Here is an 18,662-nt window from a genome sequence, read left to right on the forward strand (position 1 = left end):
CATGCCTACACGTGATTCGGCCTGGCCCCAGGGCACGCCCTGCTGGGTTGACCTACAGGTCGATGACGTAGCAAAGGCCCGTCAGTTCTACTCAGAGCTGTTCGGCTGGGAAATCTTCGACGGCCCCGACGATGCCGGCGGCTACTTGATGGCGATGCTGAAGGGCAAGCCCGCAGCCGGTATCGGACCCAAATTCGGCGACGCACCGATGCCCTCGGTGTGGACCACCTACCTCGCCGCCGATTCCGCAGATGACATCGCCGAGAAGATCGGTGCCGCCGGCGGCATGCTCTTCGGCCCTCCGTTCGACGTCCTCGACGTCGGCCGCATGTTCGTCGCAACCGACCCGGCGGGTGCACCGTTCGGCGTCTGGGAGTCGAAGGCACACACCGGCGCCGGAATCTACAACGAGCACGGCGCGTACACCTGGAACGAGCTCCACACGCTGCAGTACGAAGAGTCGCGCGAGTTCTTCACGAAGGTCTTCGGCTGGACGTACACCGACATGGGTGACGGCGTGAACATGATCTACTCGACGTTCGCCAACCCGGGCGCCGAGGAAGGTGTCGGCGGCATCGCCGACGCCAAGCTCTTCGGCGAGCCGGCGTCGTACTGGCTCACGTGGTTCCACGTCGACGGTCTCGATGCGTCGCTCGAGAAGGCGATCGCACTCGGCTCGAGCAAGATGATGGGCCCGGACGCTACCCCGTTCGGACGCATGGCTGTCGTGGCCGGTCCGCAGGGTGAGGTCTTCGGTCTTATCGACGGAAACGACAAGTCGGCACCGCCGCAGTAAGTGTTTGAAGAAGACATCAGAAGGCCCTGATCAGGTCCTTCTGATGTCTTCGAACTTCCGATCGGAGGACCGTGCCAACCCTCGACAAGGACACGAAACTCTGCATCTCGCTCGCGGGCCGGCCATCCAACCTGGGGACGAGATTCCACAACTTCCTGTACGACGAACTCGGACTGAACTTCGCCTACAAGGCGTTCACGACCGACGACATCGAAGGTGCGATCCGCGGCGTTCGTGCGCTCGGCATTCGCGGCTGCTCGGTGTCAATGCCGTTCAAGGAGGCAGTGATCCCGTTGGTCGACGAGATCGAGTCCTCGGCCGCGGTGATCGAATCCGTCAATACGATCGTCAACGCCAACGGCCACCTCGTCGGCGCGAACACCGACTATGAAGCGATCGCCACACTCATCGTCGACAATCACCTCGACTTCAGGCTGCCTGTCGTTGTGCGCGGCTCCGGAGGAATGGCGAAAGCCGTCGTCGCCGCGCTGCGCGATCACCACTTCGAAGACGTCACTATCCTGGCCCGGAACCCCGCCCTCGGCCCGGAGTTGGCCGACCGCTACGGATACCGGTGGACCCCCGACGAACCAGCCCCGGGCGCCGCCCAGGTCCTCATCAACGTGACACCGCTCGGAATGCAAGGACCAGATTCCGAGGCTCTGTCCTTCCCTACCGACCTCATCGAGGCCGCCTCGGTGGTGTTCGACGTCGTGGCCTTCCCCGCGGAAACGCCGTTGATTCGCTCGGCACGTGAATTGAACAAGACAGTGATCTCGGGCGCGGACGTCCACACGAACCAGGCTGCTCGGCAGTTCGAGCGCTACACCGGCGTCTCGATCACGCGGGAACAGGTTGCCCGCGCGGCGGAGTTCTCACGACGCTGACCAGCCACCTTTACACTTCGATCATGTCGGCGCGGCGCCTCCTCGTGATCGGGATACCGGCGTTTGCCTTTCTCGCGCTCATCGGTGCGACCTGGCTCGACGGCGTCGTCGGCAGCGTGGACTTCACCTTCTGGCGTCAGAGCATTCTCGCACCGGTCATCATCACCTACATCGTGGCGATCGAACCGCTGGTCGACAGGTTGCGCGACGACGCGTTCGCGTCCCTTCGTCGACTGGCGGTCGACACCGCAGCCTTCGATGCGATCGTCGCTGACGGGGCTCCGCGACCCCGCTCGAAGGTAATCAGCGCACTTCTGGGGGCGCTCATCGGTATTGCGTTGCTGCAACCGTGGCGCGAGGTCGAGGGCATGGCCTGGACGATTACCTATCGTGTGGTCGCGACCCTGATCATGTGCGGGTTTGTCGGGCTCATTGTCAGACAGTCGTTCGCGGGAACAAGTGTCCTCACCCGACTCCATCGTCTACGGCTGCGCGTGAATGTGTTCAATCCCAATGATCTGGAACCCATCGCGAAGCGAAACTTGTTCACGTCGCTGGTCCTGCTCGGCGGAATCTCGATCGGGATCCTGCTGTTTCCGAACCAGGACGCGCCCGGACTCGCGATCACCATATCGATAACGGTCATTGCCGCGGCATTGTTCTTCCTGAGTCTCCGAAACACGCACCGGGTGATGGCCGGTGCGAAGCAGAGCGAACTGAACAAAGTCCGGGCCAACATGCGGAAGGTGTACCGCGAGCTGAAGCTTCGCTACCGCGAAGACGACTTCGGCGAATCACTCGGACAGCTGAACACGCTGTCCAACATCTGGAGCAACTACGAAAAGCGGCTCAAGGAAGCGCCCGAGTGGCCGTTCACCAACTCGATGGTTCGCCGCCTGGTCCTCACCACGCTGATTCCGGTCGTGCTGTTGTCAACGCAGAAAGTCGCCATCGAGGGACTGCTCGGAGTGCTCAACCTCTCCGGATAGCGCAACAACCGACGGCGCACGGTGCACCGTCAACAGTGCATCCGAACGAAGGTTCCGCGCCGAGACGTCGGGCGGGAACTCCCCCGATGTGCTCCTGCACCAGCTCGACGATCATCTGCGCGAATCGCGGATCGGTGCCGGCGGTCGCGACGCGAGCGAGCGCGACCCCACGTTCGACGCACATGTCGCGCAGCTCGTTGTCGAGGTCCCACACGACTTCCATGTGGTCGGAGATGAAGCCGATCGGGCACACGATCACTGCGCGTGCGCCGGCGTCGGCAAGGGCGGAGACATGGTCGACGACATCGGGTTCGAGCCACGGCACCTGCGGTGGTCCCGAACGCGACTGCCACACGAGATCGAAGTCTGGGTATGCGGCAGCAGCCGCCGCCAACCGGGACGCTTCCGCAACCTGACGACTGTAGAGATGGCCGCCGGCATCGGACGGACCCGCTGCGGCGTCGGCCGCGTTCGGCACCGAGTGCGCGGTGAAGATCAACCGCGCTTCCTCCCGCAGCTCAGCCGGAAGTTCTTCGCGCGCTTCGGCAATCGCGTGGGCCATCGCCGCGATGTAAAGCGGGTGGTCGTAGAACTGCCGAAGCTTCATCAGATGCGGTGCGCCGTCGACCGCAGCCCGCGCACGCTTGATGTCCTCCTGGTACTGCAGACAGCCCGAGTACCCACTCCACGCCGACGTCGCGAACACCAGCGCGGATTGCACGCCATCTGCGGTCATGGTGGCGACGGTGTCCTCGACCATCGGATGCCAGTTGCGGTTCCCGAAGTAGACGGGCAGCTCCAGACCGTTCCGCTTGAGCTCGGCCTTGACCGCTTCGATGAGCGCCAGGTTCAGCTCGTTGATCGGCGAGCGGCCACCGAAGTGGTAGTAATGCTCGCCGACCTCAACGAGTCGTTCCGGCGGGATGCCGCGACCGCGCGTGACGTTCTCGAGGAACTGCATGACGTCCTCGGGCTTCTCCGGGCCACCGAACGAGAGAACGAGGAGCGCGTCCATGACTTAGCTCTCCGGCAGCCAGGTGTTGTGGCTCGCTCCGCCGTCGACGTAGACGATCGATCCGGTGGTTGCCGGCAGCCAGTCCGACAGCAGCGCGCACACCGACTTCGCGACCGGGGTCGGGTCGTCGACGTTCCAACCGATCGGCGATGCGCCATCCCAGTACTCGTTCAGCTGATTGAGCTTGGTGGCGTCGTCGGTGGCGGTCCCCGCGATCGCCTTGGCGGCGAGCGTCTTGATCGGGCCAGCGGCAACAAGATTCGAACGAACCTTCTTCGCTGCACCGACCTCGCGGGCGACGTACCGGTTGACCGCCTCGAGAGCAGCCTTCGCGACGCCCATCCAGTTGTAGTACGGCATCGCGGTCCGCGGATCGAAGTCCATACCGACGATCGATCCGCCTTCGTTCATGACCGGCAGCACAGCGCGCGCCAGCGAGGCGTAACTCCACGCGGAGATCTCGAAGGCTTTCGCAGCGTCCGGTCCGGGACCCTCGAGGAACGGCTTCGCATCCGGGCCCATGAGGGTGCGCGGTGCGAACGCGATCGAATGCACCGCACCGTCGATGCCCTCCGGAGCAACGGCGCGAATGCGGTCCGCAAGCGCCGCGAGGTGCTCCTCGTTGGTCGCGTCGAGTTCGATGGCCGGCGGGACCGGCTGCGGCAGACGCTGCGCGATGCGGTCGATGAGCCGCAGGCGGTCGAAGCCGGTGATGATCACCTTCGCGCCCGCTTCCTGCGCCTGCTTGGCGACATGGAATGCGATCGACGAGTCGGTGATGATTCCCGTGACGAGGATGGTCTTGCCCGCGAGCAACCCACTCATGTTGTGAAGCCTTTCGTACGTAAGTGAATTAGCTCAGTGACCCATACCGAGGCCGCCGTCGACCGGGATGACTGCCCCGGTCACGTACGACGAGTCCTCCGAGGCGAGCCAGCTGATGACCGCAGCGACTTCCTCGGGCTTGCCGATGCGCTGCAGCGGGATCGCACCCGTGATCTGCTCCTGCCACTTGGCGTCGAGGTCTTGGGTCATGTCGGTATCGATGAATCCCGGTGCGACGACATTCGCCGTGATCGAGCGCGAGCCGAGCTCACGCGAGATCGAGCGCGCCATTCCGATGACGCCGGCTTTGGATGCGGCGTAGTTGATCTGCCCCGGACTACCGGCCATGCCAACCACGGAGCCGAGGAAGATGATCCGACCCCAGCGCGCGCGCAACATCGCACGGTTCGCGCGCTTCGCGACGCGGAAGGCACCGGTCAGGTTGGCATCGATGACGCGCGTGAACTGCTCCTCGGTCATCCGCATGAGGAGGGTGTCGTCGGTGATTCCCGCGTTGGCGACAAGGACCTCGACCGGTCCCTGGTGAGCTTCGACTTCCTTGAACGCGGCGTCGACCTGCTCACTATCGGTGATGTCGCACTTCACCGCGAAGAGTCCTTCCGGCGCCCCCGAACCGCGGTGAGTCACGGCAACCTTGTGGCCATCAGCGAGCAGACGCTGCGCCACGGCGAGCCCGATGCCGCGGTTTCCTCCGGTCACGAGAACAGATCGGGACGGATTACCGGCAGCAGTTTCAGACATGGGGAACAACCTAACTGTGAAACGGATAAGGCTCAGACTCGCCTCACCGATGACGCGGAAATTAGGGCAGGCGCTGGCGAAGGCCGATGGCCACCGCGAGACCCCCGGCAATGAAGACCAGAGCGCCGATGAGCCATGGCCGGCTCGCGTCGCCGCGGGTGAGCTCGTAGCCGATCTGCTCTTCGAGCGTGTCGTAGACCTTCTTGAGTTCTTCGAGGCTCGAGGCGGTGAAGAAATCGCCGCCCGACAACTTGGCGATCTCGCGCAGTGAGTCGTCGTCGACGGGCACGCGGACCCGCTCGGTCTGTCCGTCCTGGCCCTTGATATCGACAGTTCCGTAGCTGGTACCGAACGAAATCGTGGAGATCGGAACGTGCTTCTCCTTGGCGATCCGGGCTGCGGTGTAACCGCCGCGAGGATCGTCCGGGCTCTCCGGAACCGTCTGCTTTCCGTCGGATTCCAGAACGATGCGCGCGGGCGGCGGTTCCGCGCCACCACCGAGCACCGAGGCGAGGGTGTCGATCGACTGCAGGGCGGTGAAGATGCCCTCGCCGGTCGCGGTTCGCTCGCTGAGCTTGAGCTGGTCGATCGCGGCCTTGACCGATGCCCGGTTGGTCGTTGGCGACACGAGAACCGAGGCCGTACCGGCGAACGCGACGAGCCCGAGGTTGATGCCCGGGGTCAGTCCATCGACGAATTCCTTCGCCGCCGCCTGAGCCGCCTCCAAACGCGTGGGCTTGACGTCGGTGGCCTCCATCGACAGCGAAACGTCGATCACGAGAACCACGGTCGCGCGGTTGCGCGGAACCTTGCGAACGGCCGTCGGGCCGGCGAGCGCGACGGTCATGAGCAGCAGTCCGACCAGCAACAATGCGATCGGAACGTGGCGCCAGCGGCCGGGACGATTGGGTGCGACGCGTTCGAGCAGCTCCATGTTCGCGAACCGAAGCATGTGCGCCTGCTTGCGCCGCTGCAGGAAGTAGTACGCGACACCGAGTCCAATGACGGCAACCGCGAACAACAACCAGACCGGGCTGGAGAAGTCACTGAAGCTCATGCGCGCACCGTCCTCTCCTGCGCTCCTCGGTCCGCTCCTCGCTGCGCTGCGGTGCTCCCTGCGATGCTCGGGTCGTCCTCCTTGCGCGGGCTCATTGGCGCACAACCCTATTCGTCGGCGCAGCACCGAAGCTATGGCGACGCGTCGCGACGAAGCGGACGACCTCGGCAATCCAGTCCTTGTCCGTCCGGAGCGTCATCACCGGGGCGCCGGCCGAGCGAAGCGTGTGCTCAACCTGCTCGCGATGCTCTGCGGCGGCGGCCGCGTAGTCACGCCGGAGTTGCTCGGTGACGGTGAACTCACGCGTCCGCCCCGACTCCGGGTCGTGGAGAACGACGTCGCCGACATCGGGAAGTTCGATGTCGCGGGGGTCCAAGACCTCGACGCCGAGAACGTCGTGCCGGCCGGCGATCGCACGCAGCGGTCGCTGCCAATTGATTTCGCCGAGGAAGTCGCTGACCACCACGGCAAGTCCGCGACGCCGCTCGGGTCGTCGCAACGCATCGATCGCGGCACGCAGATCGCCGCGCGTGCCGTCGGGTGCGGACGGCATCGTCGCGATCGCGGTCAGCAGCGCTCGTGCATGCATGCGACCGGAGCGTGCCGGGATGCGGGTCATGGTTTCGCCGTTGGCGATGATCGCGCCGATCCGGTTGCCGCCCCCGCTGGTCAGGTAGGTGACAGCGGCCGCGGCGGCGACGACTAGGTCGCGCTTTTCGCAGTCGGCTGTTCCGAAGTCAAGGCTCGCGGACATGTCCGCGACGATCCACGTTTCGAGCTCACGGTCGGCGACCGTCTGCCGAACATGTGCGTGCGTGGTGCGCGCCGTGACCGACCAGTCCATCTGACGAACGTCATCGCCGGGCTGATAGAGCCGGGCATCGCCGGGTTCGGAACCAGGGCCTGGGATGAGGCCGAGGTGATCACCGTGCAGAACGCCGTCGAGCCGACGGCGAACGGTGAGCTCGAGTGTCTTGAGAGCTGCGGCGACCTTCGGGTCGTCGAGATTCCCCGACCGAAAAGACGGGGGCGCGTGCGGGTGCGACCGCTTCATCGACGCTGGGCCTTAGCGTGCCTGCGTCGGTGCCGGGTACTGCCCGGTTGGCGCCGAAACCGGCGGAGCCTGCGGTGCCGCGTGCTGGCCGACCGCTTGCGGGACGACCTGCGGAAGACCGACCGTCTGCAGAATGCGCGTGATGACCGTGTCCGGTGAGACCTCGTCGGCGAGCGCGTCGTACGAGAGAACGAGGCGGTGACGCAGCACATCCGGAATGACTTCGACGACGTCCTGCGGGATCACATAGTCACGACCGCGAACAAGGGCGAGCGCCCGAGCCGACGCGATGATGCCGAGACTTGCACGCGGCGACGCACCGTAGGAGATCCAGCCGGCGACGTCGGTGAGTCCGAGATCGCCCGGGCGACGCGTGGCGGCGATGACGCGGACCACGTAGTCCACGAGCGCGTGGTGAACGAAGACATTCGCTGCGAGCCTCTGCAGGCGAACGATCTCGGTGGGGTCGAAGACCTTGTTCGCCGTAGGCGGCTGTACGCCCATCCGGTAAATGATTTCGCGCTCTTCCTCCAGCGTCGGGTAGTCGACGAGGAGCTTGAACAGGAAGCGGTCACGCTGGGCTTCCGGCAGCGGGTAGACGCCCTCACTCTCGATCGGGTTCTGCGTTGCCATGACCAGGAACGGGTCCGGCATCGGGTAGGTCTTGCCACCGATCGATACATGCCGCTCAGCCATGACCTCGAGCAACGCCGACTGCACTTTGGCCGGTGCACGGTTGATCTCGTCCGCGAGAACGAAGTTCGCGACGACCGGACCGAGTTCGGTGTCGAATTCCTCGCGGCCCTGACGATAGATGCGGGTACCCACGAGGTCCGTCGGCACGAGGTCCGGAGTGAACTGAACACGCGTGAACGAACCGCCGATGACTTTGGCAAACGTCTCGACCGCGAGCGTCTTGGCGATACCCGGAACACCTTCGAGCAGAACGTGTCCCCTGGCGAGCATGGCGACGAGAAGCCGCTCGACAAGGCGGTCTTGGCCGACGATGACCCGCTTGACCTCGTAAACCGCCTTCTCCAACGCCTGAACGTCGGCTGCCAGCGCTGATGCGCCGTCCGTAGAGGTCACCGGTTGCTCCCCGCTTTCACGCTGCATCGATGGTCGCTCCGCAGGCTACGCTCCTGGGCGATCCGTCTATCCCTTCACCATCTTTACAGCCTCGACCGTGACCACGGCCACTGGGACGCGACATTCACAGCAAGAGTGGATCACTCGACAAGGCGAACCGCGTACGGCTGGATGCCGCTATACCGCACATCGGTGATGTGAATGACGGTGCCGGACTCCATCGCCTCGATCATCTTGCCGTCGCCCAGGTAGAGCGCGACGTGCTGGCTGCCGCCACCACCCCAGAAGATCATGTCGCCGCGCGCGACGTCCGCGATCGGGACCTGCTTGCCCGAGGTGTACTGGTAGCCGCTGTAGTGCGGGAGCGAGATTCCCACGCCGGCAAAGGCGTAGACCATGAGGCCGGAGCAGTCGAAGCCGACCTTCTTGTAGTCGCCGTAGCTGTCGGCAACACCGCCGTCGCGGATACCGAGCGTCGGGCCGTTGGCGTCACCGCCACCCCACGCATAGGTGACGCCGAGCTGCGACATCGCGCGGCTGACGACCGTCTCCACGCCCGCGGTGCCGGTGATCGTCGGCGCCTGCGACAGGCCGTTGTCGCCAGTCGACACCGTGGTGCCGTCGCCCTCGTAGTACTCCGAGCCGGTCGTGTCCGTCGCGGCAGTCGACGTGTCCGTCGCGGCGGTCGCGGAATCGGTGGTGGTCGTTGCGGCTGCAGCCGTGGTGGTGGTCGCGGCGGCGGCCGCCGTCGTGGTCGGTCCGACAACGGTCGTGACCGGGGTCGCCGCGGTCACAGTGGTGACCGGTGCAGCCTGGTCAACGGCCGCCGGCGTGGACTGGTCGCCCGAGGAACCCGTGCCGGACGAGCCGGTTCCGGACGATCCGGCGCCCGCGGACCCGGTGTTCATGAGCTCCACCAGCAGCTGCACCCAATCGGAGGCGACCGCAGTGGTCGGGTCGGGAGCCGGAGTGGTCATCGCCGCGGCGGGAGGGGCGGCCGTCGTCGTGGCCGCCGCATCGACCGTCGGAGCTGCTGCAGCCGTGGTCGCGGCTGCCGCGGTGGTCGCCGCCGGAGCGGTCGTGACGGTCGCGGGCGCCGGCGGCGTGGTCGCCGCGATGGCGGCCTGGGCCTCATCGCGGTGGTGCGTCAGTTCGGCGGTCTTGGCGGCCTGAAGTGCCGCAGCTCGCTGGACCGCCCGGATCGCGGCGACGGCGTTGTTCTTGGCCTGCTCGGCCGCGGTCTGCGCGGCGGCGGCCTTTTCCTGCTTCTTCTGGGCGGCATCGACGCGCTTGGTCTGCTCTTCGCGAGCTCGCTTGAGGGTGTCGACCGTCATCTGTTGTGCCTCGGACACCAGCGCCAAGGCCTGTCCGCGCTGCATCAACTGCTCGGGGTTCGATGCGGAAAGGTAGGAAGCGATTCCGCCGCCGGCGCTGCCCTGGGTGTAGGCGAGCGCGGCTTGCGAATCGAACGACTTCTGAGCTGAAACGATCTTGTCGTCTGCCCACTTCAGCGCCTTCTGGGCGGCGACAACGGCTTGGGCCGCGCGGGATGCGGCGGTCCTAGCACGCTGGAGATCGACGATGGCCTTGTTGACCGACTCCCGCTGTCCGGCGAGTTGACTGTTGAGGTCCGCGAGTTCGGCGTTGGCCGATGCGACCTGGTTGACGAGTGCGCCGACGTTCCCGACTCCGACGACGGCCCCGGCCGGACCGTTCTCCGATGCCGGCGCGGCGAACGTGTGTGCAGGCCCAACGAACGCAAGTGCGGCGACGGCGAACAGCCCGACGGTCGTACGACCAGTCGCGCGGCGCCAGAACGCCTCCCCAGTGCCGGACGACGCGCTGTGCCCCACAGCGCCCGTCACGGTCTTCGTGTATCTCACGGGTTCTCCCTTGGTAGGCCCCCGCGCCGTTTGACGGGCGTTGGAGGGTCCACTTCACGGGGTAGAAGCCGCGTGGGTACACCACTGAACCCCCAGCGCGCAGTCGCTGGAAGAACAGGTTTGCCGATATTCAGGTGCAACCGATCAGCCTTTTGGGGCCTAATATCACATCAGGCCCCAAAAGACTGTCTGCGACACTCCTTCCCCAAAAAGTGTCTTCTGCACCATACGTCACAGCGGCATCACGAATAAACTTTTGTCACAAATTACAGCAACGAAATTTTCACAAGCGCGCGTGCGGCTTGCGTCAGAGACAGGGTGCGAGGTACACGATCAAGCACGAAATCCCGCGGCTAGCGCGGGATTTCGTGGCAAATCGACCAGGACGTGGCGTTAGAGGGTGGCGACCGGTTCGAGCGCCGGCGCAGCCTTGGCGCGACGCCGCTTTGCGGCGGCGGTTGCCGCGGCGATGGCCGCGGTGACACCGCAGAGCAGCAGTGTGATCTCCGTGAACGGCAGCCCGGGCTGTGACACCTCATTGAGGAAGCGCTCCGCGGCGCCGACGTAGTCGCCGTGCTGACCCTCGGCGACATCCTCGGCCGCATCGATCCGCACACGTGGGATCGAATCACTGTTCGTGCCGACGAGGTCGCGCCCCAGGACGAGGACCGTCCCGTGAGTCTGCTCGCCGATCTTCGTGGCCAGGTCCCGGAGCTGGCGATCATTAGCCGGCAGGTCTGGCACGACGACGATGCTCAATTCGATCCCGCGCGACTTCGCGTTGGCCACCACACCCTCGAGCGCAAACTCGTCAGCAGTGGGCGCATAGACGTGATCGCCGCGGAGTCCGGCCAAGATCAAACCGACGTCCGCACCTGGCGGAAGCTGCGCCGGAGCAGGAACAAACGGCTTCGTCGGTGACACGTCTGCACCCTATCTCCAGGATTTGTTCCCCATCGATCGCCACACCGGAAGGGCATTAGGCACGCGTGTAAACGTCGGCGTCCGTGCTGTAGTAGGCGTGGACCAGGTCGAGCAACGCCGCAATCGGCTGTGCCACCATTTGGCCGTCGCCGGCACCGATGACGATGCCCACCAACATGTATGAGCCGTCTGCCCGTTTCACCACCACAGGTCCGCCCGAATCGCCGGGCGCCGCGTTGATGTCGAAGTGAATCTGCCGATCGTTGACACTGGTCACCGCACCACAGGTCCAGCCGGTGGTGTAGCCCAGCTTGCAAGCCTGATCGCCCGGATCGACCGAGCCGATGCCGGTGATGCCGCCCAACTGGATTGCCGAGCTGACGCGCACGCCGGGAGCCAACTCGATGACTGCGAACCCGAACGTGTCCGCAGAACTGACGCTGCCGGAGTCGTCCCCTTCGTCCTGCCACACCCGGTATTGGCCGATCGGCTCATGGGTCTGCTCATCCAATACGGGATTGGAATCATCGATGTAGGCAGAGCAATGGCCTGCGGTGATGGCGAACTTACGCCCGTCCGGCAGGACACCGACGAAGCCGATGGTGCACAGTTCCCCCTCGGTCATGTTCGGGCTGGCCTGCACAATCGCCGTTCCGGGCCCGATGGTGTGGCCATAGCCACCGGCCGGAACGGGCGTGTAGTCGCGCACGACGGGATGCCCATTCGCGGTGACGGTGATCGTCTGCTGCGGCGTCGGCACGTACGTCGACGGCGCATTCAGCACGGTGGCAGCGCCAGTCGCGATCTTGAGTGCCGCTACCGTCGCGAGCATGAACGCAACCATCGCGATAAGCAGGAATCCCGCGTAGTTCGGCTTCCGTCTGGGCGGCGTCGGCGCGGGCCATGGCGGCGGCGACGGCCAATACTGCAGCGGCTGACCGGGCTGGTTCCACTGGTTACCCGGGTAGGACGGGGGCGGTGGCGGCCACGCCGAAGAAGGCGGCGGCCAGGCGGGTGGCGGATTGCGGTCCGAGTTCATCGCGGTTCCGTTCGCAGGGACCACGTGCTTTGTCGGTGGCCATTGAGTAGCTGGCGCTGACCGACATATCGATTTCGGCACAGAAGGCTGTTAACGAAACTGCCGCTGGGGTGATGGGGATCGCACTAACGTCGACCGTCACGAGCGTCGAATGAGATCGACGGAACACTACTCGATCTTCATAGGACAAGCGTACTGTTAGACTCCGAAGCGAGGTCCGGGTCGCCTGCGGCCCCTTGCTTCCAGCCTTCACCGGCACAGCCCTGTCGGTGAGAACAACCCTGATAGATGTGTGGAGCCAGCCAGCATGAGCATTGATTCGTTTGGCGCCAAGGGCACATTGCAGGTCGGAGAGAACTCGTACGAGATCTTCCGCCTGAATGCCGTGCCGGGCACCGAGAAGCTTCCGTACGCACTGAAGGTCCTCGCCGAGAACCTGCTCCGTACCGAAGACGGCGCGAACATCACCAAAGACCACATCACGGCAATCGCCAACTGGGACGCATCGGCCCAGCCCAGCATCGAGATCCAGTTCACCCCGGCCCGCGTGATCATGCAGGACTTCACCGGCGTGCCGTGTGTCGTCGACCTGGCGACCATGCGTGAGGCCGTCACCACGCTCGGCGGCGACCCGAACAAGGTCAACCCGCTGTCCCCCGCCGACATGGTCATCGACCACTCGGTCATCCTCGACGTGTTCGGGCGCGCAGACGCCCTCGAGCGCAACGTCGACCTCGAGTACGAGCGCAACGGCGAGCGTTACCAGTTCCTCCGTTGGGGTCAGGGAGCCTTCGACGACTTCCGCGTCGTCCCGCCGGGCGTCGGAATCGTCCACCAGGTCAACATCGAGTACCTCGCCCCGACCGTCATGGTCCGCAAGGGTCAGGCCTACCCGGACACCTGCGTCGGTACCGACTCGCACACCACGATGGTCAACGGCCTCGGTGTTCTCGGTTGGGGTGTCGGCGGTATCGAGGCGGAGGCCGCCATGCTCGGCCAGCCGGTCTCGATGCTCATCCCGCGCGTCGTCGGCTTCAAGCTGACCGGCGAGATCAACCCGGGCGTCACCGCGACGGACGTCGTCCTCACCTGTACCGACATGCTCCGCAAGCACGGTGTCGTCGGTAAGTTCGTCGAGTTCTACGGCAAGGGCGTCGCTGAGGTTCCGCTCGCCAACCGCGCCACCCTCGGCAACATGAGCCCGGAATTCGGTTCGACCGCGGCGATCTTCCCGATCGATGCCGAGACCATCAACTACCTGCGCCTGACCGGCCGCACCGACGAGCAGCTCGCGCTCGTCGAGGCCTACGCCAAGGAACAGGGCCTGTGGCACGACGCGGACCACGAGCCGGTCTACTCCGAGTACCTCGAGCTCGACCTTTCGACCGTCGTGCCGTCGATCGCCGGCCCGAAGCGCCCGCAGGACCGCATCCTGCTGAGCGAGTCGAAGATCGCGTTCCGCAAGGACATCCACAACTACACCAACGACGGCACCCCGGCTTCGCCGACGCCGCACAGCCACCTCGACGAGGCGCTCGAGGAGTCGTTCCCGGCGTCTGACGTGGCCAGCCTGTCGTTCGCCGACGACGACTCAGTCGACGTCGTCTCGGCCGCCAACGGTGCCGAGGGACGTCCGAGCAAGCCGGTCGAGGTCACCACCGAGCAGGGTGGAACCTTCATCCTCGACCACGGCGCGGTGGTCGTCGCGGGTATCACCTCGTGCACCAACACCTCGAACCCCTCGGTCATGCTGGGTGCGGCCCTGCTCGCCCGCAACGCGGTCAACAAGGGTCTGGCCACCAAGCCGTGGGTCAAGACGAACATGGCTCCCGGTTCGCAGGTCGTCAACGACTACTACGAGAAGGCCGGTCTGTGGCCGTACCTCGAGAAGCTCGGTTACTACCTCGGTGGTTACGGCTGCACGACGTGCATCGGTAACACCGGACCGCTCGCACCGGAGATCAGCGCAGCCGTCAACGAGAACGACCTGACGGTCACCGCGGTCCTGTCGGGTAACCGCAACTTCGAAGGCCGCATCTCCCCCGACGTCAAGATGAACTACCTGGCGTCGCCGCCGCTGGTCATCGCATACGGCCTCGCGGGCACGATGGACTTCGACTTCGAGCACGACGCCCTCGGCCAGGACACCGATGGCAACGATGTGTTCCTCAAGGACATCTGGCCGTCTCCGCAGGAGATCGAGGAGACCATCGCGTCGTCGATCAACCGCGAAATGTTCACCGACTCATACGCCACGGTGTTCCAGGGTGACTCGCGCTGGCAGAACCTGAGCACCCCCGCGGGTGACACGTTCGCGTGGGACGAGAGCTCGACGTACGTCCGGAAGCCTCCGTACTTCGACGGCATGACCATGGAGACCACCCCGGTCACCGACATCACGGGTGCTCGCGTCATGGCTCTGCTCGGCGACTCGGTCACCACCGACCACATCTCGCCGGCCGGTCCGATCAAGCCGGGCACCCCGGCTGCGCAGTACCTCGACTCGCACGGTGTCGCGCGCAAGGACTACAACTCCCTGGGCTCGCGTCGCGGTAACCACGAGGTGATGATCCGCGGCACGTTCGCGAACATCCGCCTGCAGAACCGCGTCCTGGACACCATCGGCCTCGAGGGCACGCAGGGTGGCTACACGCGCGACTTCACGCAGGACGGTGGACCGAAGTCGTTCATCTACGACGCGTGCCAGAACTACCAGGCTGCCGGAATTCCGCTGGTCGTCCTCGGTGGTAAGGAGTACGGCTCGGGTAGCTCGCGTGACTGGGCTGCCAAGGGCACGAGCCTGCTCGGTGTGAAGGCCGTCATCGTGGAGTCGTTCGAGCGCATCCACCGCTCGAACCTCATCGGTATGGGTGTCATCCCGCTGCAGTTCCCGCAGGGTGAGTCGGCGGGTTCGCTGGGCCTCGACGGCACCGAGACCTTCGACATCTCGGGCATCACCGAGCTGAACGAGGGCAAGACGCCGAAGACGGTTCACGTCACCGCCACCAAGGAGAACGGCGACAAGGTCGAGTTCGACGCGGTCGTCCGTATCGACACACCTGGTGAGGCTGACTACTACCGCAACGGCGGCATCCTGCAGTACGTGCTCCGGAACATGATCCGCGGCTAGGGTGCGCCTGCCAACTTCTGGCCGTAGCGAGCGCCGTCCAGGTGGGTGAGATGCAAGGCGAACGAGGAGTCCATAGCGGAGCTATGAACGACGAGGACAACGCAGCAGATCGCGTGCCTGGGCGACGCGCAGTAGGCCACGAAGTTGGGAGGGGTACCCCCTGATTGTCTGCACGGGGTGGGTAGCTCGAGGGCTGCCCACCCCGCTCCCGTTCGAGGAGGGGTTCATGCCAAAGGTAAGCGAGGATCACCTCGCCGCACGCAGAACACAGATCCTGGCCGGTGCTCGACGCTGCTTCCGTGAGTTCGGCTACGAAGGCGCGACCGTGCGACTTCTGGAGGAAGCGACGGGCTTGTCCCGGGGTGCGATCTTCCATCACTTCCGCGACAAAGACGCCCTGTTCTTTGCCCTTGCCGCAGAAGACGGCGAGCGGATGGCCGAGGTCGCGGCGTCCGAGGGTTTGGTCCAGGTCATGCGCAACATGCTGGCCAATCCAAACGACTACGAATGGCTCGGCACGCGCCTGGAGATTGCCCGCAGGCTACGCACCGACGCGGATTTCCGGGCGGAGTGGCAACAACGGTCGGCCGAACTCAACCAGGCGACGCTGGCGCGTCTGGAACGCAAGAAGGCCGCCGGGTCCCTGCGTGACGACGTCCCGACCGAGGTCTTGCAGATCTACCTGGACCTCGTGCTGGACGGCCTGATCGCGAGGATTGCCTCCGGTCAGACGCTGGACGAATTGACCGCCGTCCTCGACATCGTCGAAGCGTCGGTTCGGCGGCGGTCGTAACTGTCTTTTCGCGGGCCTGCACCGATCTCGGTGCAGGCCCTCGAAATTTGTGTGGCCCGCACGTACGTCGTCCGTACACAATCAACAGATGCCGACATCCACCCAATGGCTCGCGTTCGGAATCGCGTCGATCATCTTCATTCAGGTTCCGGGACCGAGCCTGCTGTTCACGCTCGGTCGCGCGCTGACGGTCGGACGCCGCGATGCGTGGCTCTCGGTGGTCGGCAACGGTCTCGGACTGATCGTGCAGGTTCTTCTCGTCGCGATCGGTCTCGGCGCCGTGGTCGCCGCATCCGCCACGGCATATTCGATTCTGAAGTTCGCCGGCGCTGCGTACGTCGTCTGGCTCGGCGTCCAAGCGATCAGACACCGTGCCGACGCGCGTCTCGCATTGATGAAGGCGTCGCCTACCCCACGTCCAGCATCGGTCACCGCGGCCGTGCGAACGGGCTTCGTGGTCGGTGCGACGAATCCCAAGACGATCGTCTTCTTCGTCGCGTTCATGCCGCAGTTCACCAATGAGACCGCCGGTCACACCGCATGGCAGATCGCGCTGCTGGGCACTGTCTTCGGCGTGATGGCAATCGCCTCGGACAGCGTGTGGGTCTTCTTGGCGAGCAAGGCCCGCGATTGGTTCGCGAAAAAGCCCCAGCGCCTCGATCGGCTGGGGGCCGCGGGCGGGGTCATGATGGTCGGATTGGGTGGTGCGCTCGCTACAAGCGGACCATAGACAAACAAAAGGCTCCGTACGCCTCGGGCGCACGGAGCATCTTGTTTTGCTACTTAGGCGTCGACAGTCTCAGCCTCGTTGTCGAGGTCATCCGGGTTGAGCGCACGGAACGCGAAGCCCGCGAGCGCACCACCGATGATCTGCGCAACCAGGTAGACCCAGATGTCCGCCCAGGCCGTGATGCCTGCAGTCGAGATTCCGACCGCCACTGCCGGGTTGAAGACAGCGCCGCTGATGCCACCGACGGCGATCGCGCCGGCCGCAACCGTGAAGCCGATCGCGAGGCCGTAGAACGAGTTGTTCGGGTGGTCCTTGCTGGTCGCCACGTTCAGAACGACGTACGCGAGAGCGAAGGTGAACAGGATCTCAACGAGCAGCGCGTGCCCAACGGCCGCACCCGTGAAGTTGGCCTTGGCGCCCGTGAGGTTGAACAGGTACTTGCCCGCACCCGCTGCCAGGAGGCCACCGATGAACTGGGAAACGATGTAAATGCCGAGGTCAGGCGCCGACAGTCGACCACGGACGAATGCCGCGATCGAGACAGCCGGGTTGTAGTGAGCGCCCGAGATGTGGCCACCGGCGTAGATCATCACCATAAGAACCGCACCAATACCGAGCGGAGCCAGCGGCGAACCGGAGCTCACCGCGGTGATGACGGTAAAGACGAGGAAGAACGTACCGATCGCTTCGGTCACGTACTTACGTACTGAGTCCACAGAATTCCCTTTCACAGGTTTTTCAACGCCCGTTACTCTCCCCTGTCCGACCGTGCAAGGCAATTCATCTGGGGGGAACCTCACAAACGTGTCGTTCGGGAATACGCCTGTTCACGGGCCCGATTCCGACCTTTCTCGCACACGTAAGCTGGAGTCGAGTCCCGCGTATTCGAGGCAGTTATGGGTGATATCGGACCGGTTCGCCGCCATATCGAGGTCTTACCGCTGACTGAGCCCGTGCTGCCAGCGCCGCCCGAACCTGCGCCGAAAACGCCGTCGCGTCCGGCCGAACCAGCTGAGCCGGAGCCCGCCAAGGTCCCGGTATGAAGCCCGATCTGGAAGTAGGCGTATTCGGCCTCCGCACGTTTCACGTCGAAGAACTGTCCGGCACTCTCCTACCGGTCAACCTGCCGATGGAGTGGCACGCGCGCCGGGACTACTTCCACACCTGGGAGGGCGGAACCTGCATTGCGAAGTGTTGGTTCAACCCTGACCACCAGCCGCCCGAGCCCGACTGCACATGCGGCATCTATTGCATCCGCGACCTGACGAACTTGCGGAGCCAGTACAAGCAAGCCGACGGTTTGGTGGCAGTCGTCGCCCTCGAGGGGCGCGTCATCGAGGGCGAACTCGGCTGGCGCGCGCAGGCCGGCCGTGTGGTGGCCTTGTGGTCGGCACCGGGCGTCATCACTGCACAACTTCGAAAGCGCATCAACCGTCAGATACCTGGTCTCACGTGGTTGACCTCGGACGGTCAGGTGACCACCTACCCCGGGCTAGAGGACCAGCCGCTGGTCAGCATCCCGTCGTCACCGGTGCGCGATGCAGTTCGACGTTCGATCGTCTTCGCGTCGCCGACGATGGCGTGGGGTGACCTCAGCGAAATGCGATTCGCGATGCGGGTTCTGCGCAGTCTGCTGTGGTGACGGGTAGCCCTCCCCCAACTTGTCGGACCCAATCCGTATTGTCGGCC

Annotated in this window: 17 protein-coding genes; 7 read left to right on the forward strand and 10 right to left on the reverse strand. The window is 64.9% G+C overall.

Going from position 1 to position 18,662, the window contains the following annotated elements:
* Position 1: 1 nt before the first annotated feature.
* From F600_RS0120415 to F600_RS0120425, 3 genes are all read left to right on the forward strand, one after another.
* Entirely contained in the window at positions 2-796 is a 795-nt protein-coding gene (locus tag F600_RS0120415) for a VOC family protein (RefSeq protein ID WP_018162509.1), read from the forward strand.
* 71 nt (positions 797-867) lie between these two features.
* Positions 868-1,683, forward strand: coding sequence for a shikimate 5-dehydrogenase (locus F600_RS0120420; protein ID WP_018162510.1), 816 nt, complete (start codon positions 868-870; stop codon positions 1,681-1,683).
* A gap of 23 nt (positions 1,684-1,706) precedes the next feature.
* Positions 1,707-2,672 carry a hypothetical protein gene (locus F600_RS0120425; RefSeq protein WP_018162511.1) on the forward strand — a complete coding sequence of 322 codons (966 nt, stop codon included), beginning with the start codon at positions 1,707-1,709 and terminating at the stop codon, positions 2,670-2,672.
* Here the strand turns inward: F600_RS0120425 and F600_RS0120430 are convergent.
* The 9 genes from F600_RS0120430 to F600_RS0120470 form a co-directional block, all read right to left on the reverse strand.
* Entirely contained in the window at positions 2,656-3,687 is a 1,032-nt protein-coding gene (locus F600_RS0120430; RefSeq protein ID WP_018162512.1) for a ferrochelatase, read from the reverse strand. The two genes, F600_RS0120425 and F600_RS0120430, sit on opposite strands and share 17 nt — an antisense overlap.
* A gap of 3 nt (positions 3,688-3,690) precedes the next feature.
* Positions 3,691-4,512, reverse strand: a complete 822-nt coding sequence (gene inhA, locus F600_RS0120435) for an NADH-dependent enoyl-ACP reductase InhA (protein ID WP_018162513.1) — start codon at positions 4,510-4,512, stop codon at positions 3,691-3,693.
* 33 nt (positions 4,513-4,545) lie between these two features.
* Positions 4,546-5,274 carry a 3-oxoacyl-ACP reductase FabG1 gene (gene fabG1, locus F600_RS0120440; protein WP_026306769.1) on the reverse strand — a complete coding sequence of 243 codons (729 nt, stop codon included), beginning with the start codon at positions 5,272-5,274 and terminating at the stop codon, positions 4,546-4,548.
* Between the two features lie 61 nt (positions 5,275-5,335).
* Positions 5,336-6,331: a VWA domain-containing protein gene (locus F600_RS0120445; RefSeq protein WP_018162515.1), complete on the reverse strand. Its 996-nt coding sequence runs from the start codon at positions 6,329-6,331 to the stop codon at positions 5,336-5,338.
* 91 nt (positions 6,332-6,422) lie between these two features.
* Positions 6,423-7,385 carry a DUF58 domain-containing protein gene (locus tag F600_RS0120450; RefSeq protein WP_018162516.1) on the reverse strand — a complete coding sequence of 321 codons (963 nt, stop codon included), beginning with the start codon at positions 7,383-7,385 and terminating at the stop codon, positions 6,423-6,425.
* Between the two features lie 12 nt (positions 7,386-7,397).
* Complete coding sequence (locus tag F600_RS29210; RefSeq protein ID WP_051090857.1) at positions 7,398-8,501, reverse strand: AAA family ATPase; 1,104 nt, start codon at positions 8,499-8,501, stop codon at positions 7,398-7,400.
* A gap of 113 nt (positions 8,502-8,614) precedes the next feature.
* Positions 8,615-10,357, reverse strand: coding sequence for an NlpC/P60 family protein (locus F600_RS32585; protein WP_018162518.1), 1,743 nt, complete (start codon positions 10,355-10,357; stop codon positions 8,615-8,617).
* Positions 10,358-10,750: 393 nt separating this feature from the next.
* Positions 10,751-11,281 (reverse strand): Rv1476 family membrane protein, encoded by a 531-nt coding sequence (locus F600_RS0120465; protein ID WP_018162519.1) that lies wholly within the window; start codon positions 11,279-11,281, stop codon positions 10,751-10,753.
* A 55-nt stretch (positions 11,282-11,336) separates the two neighbouring features.
* The gene (locus F600_RS0120470) at positions 11,337-12,320 is read right to left on the reverse strand and encodes a S1 family peptidase (protein ID WP_156024701.1); all 984 of its coding nucleotides are present in this window, start codon (positions 12,318-12,320) and stop codon (positions 11,337-11,339) included.
* A gap of 307 nt (positions 12,321-12,627) precedes the next feature.
* Between F600_RS0120470 and F600_RS0120480 the strand changes: the two genes are divergently transcribed.
* The 3 genes from F600_RS0120480 (at position 12,628) to F600_RS0120490 (ending at position 16,973) form a co-directional block, all read left to right on the forward strand.
* Positions 12,628-15,450, forward strand: a complete 2,823-nt coding sequence (locus tag F600_RS0120480) for an aconitate hydratase (protein WP_018162522.1) — start codon at positions 12,628-12,630, stop codon at positions 15,448-15,450.
* A 226-nt stretch (positions 15,451-15,676) separates the two neighbouring features.
* The gene (locus F600_RS0120485; protein WP_018162523.1) at positions 15,677-16,243 is read left to right on the forward strand and encodes a TetR/AcrR family transcriptional regulator; all 567 of its coding nucleotides are present in this window, start codon (positions 15,677-15,679) and stop codon (positions 16,241-16,243) included.
* A gap of 88 nt (positions 16,244-16,331) precedes the next feature.
* Complete coding sequence (locus F600_RS0120490; RefSeq protein WP_018162524.1) at positions 16,332-16,973, forward strand: LysE family translocator; 642 nt, start codon at positions 16,332-16,334, stop codon at positions 16,971-16,973.
* Positions 16,974-17,026: 53 nt separating this feature from the next.
* Here the strand turns inward: F600_RS0120490 and F600_RS0120495 are convergent, their stop codons facing one another.
* Positions 17,027-17,689, reverse strand: coding sequence for an MIP/aquaporin family protein (locus F600_RS0120495; protein WP_018162525.1), 663 nt, complete (start codon positions 17,687-17,689; stop codon positions 17,027-17,029).
* A gap of 323 nt (positions 17,690-18,012) precedes the next feature.
* Here F600_RS0120495 and F600_RS0120500 point away from each other — a divergent pair, with 323 nt between their 5' ends.
* A complete protein-coding gene (locus F600_RS0120500; RefSeq protein WP_018162526.1) occupies positions 18,013-18,615 on the forward strand; it encodes a hypothetical protein in 603 nt (200 codons plus the stop codon).
* Positions 18,616-18,662: the final 47 nt, after the last annotated feature.

The organism is Smaragdicoccus niigatensis DSM 44881 = NBRC 103563 (assembly GCF_000380645.1).
GTDB classification, from domain to species: Bacteria; Actinomycetota; Actinomycetes; order Mycobacteriales; family Mycobacteriaceae; genus Smaragdicoccus; species Smaragdicoccus niigatensis.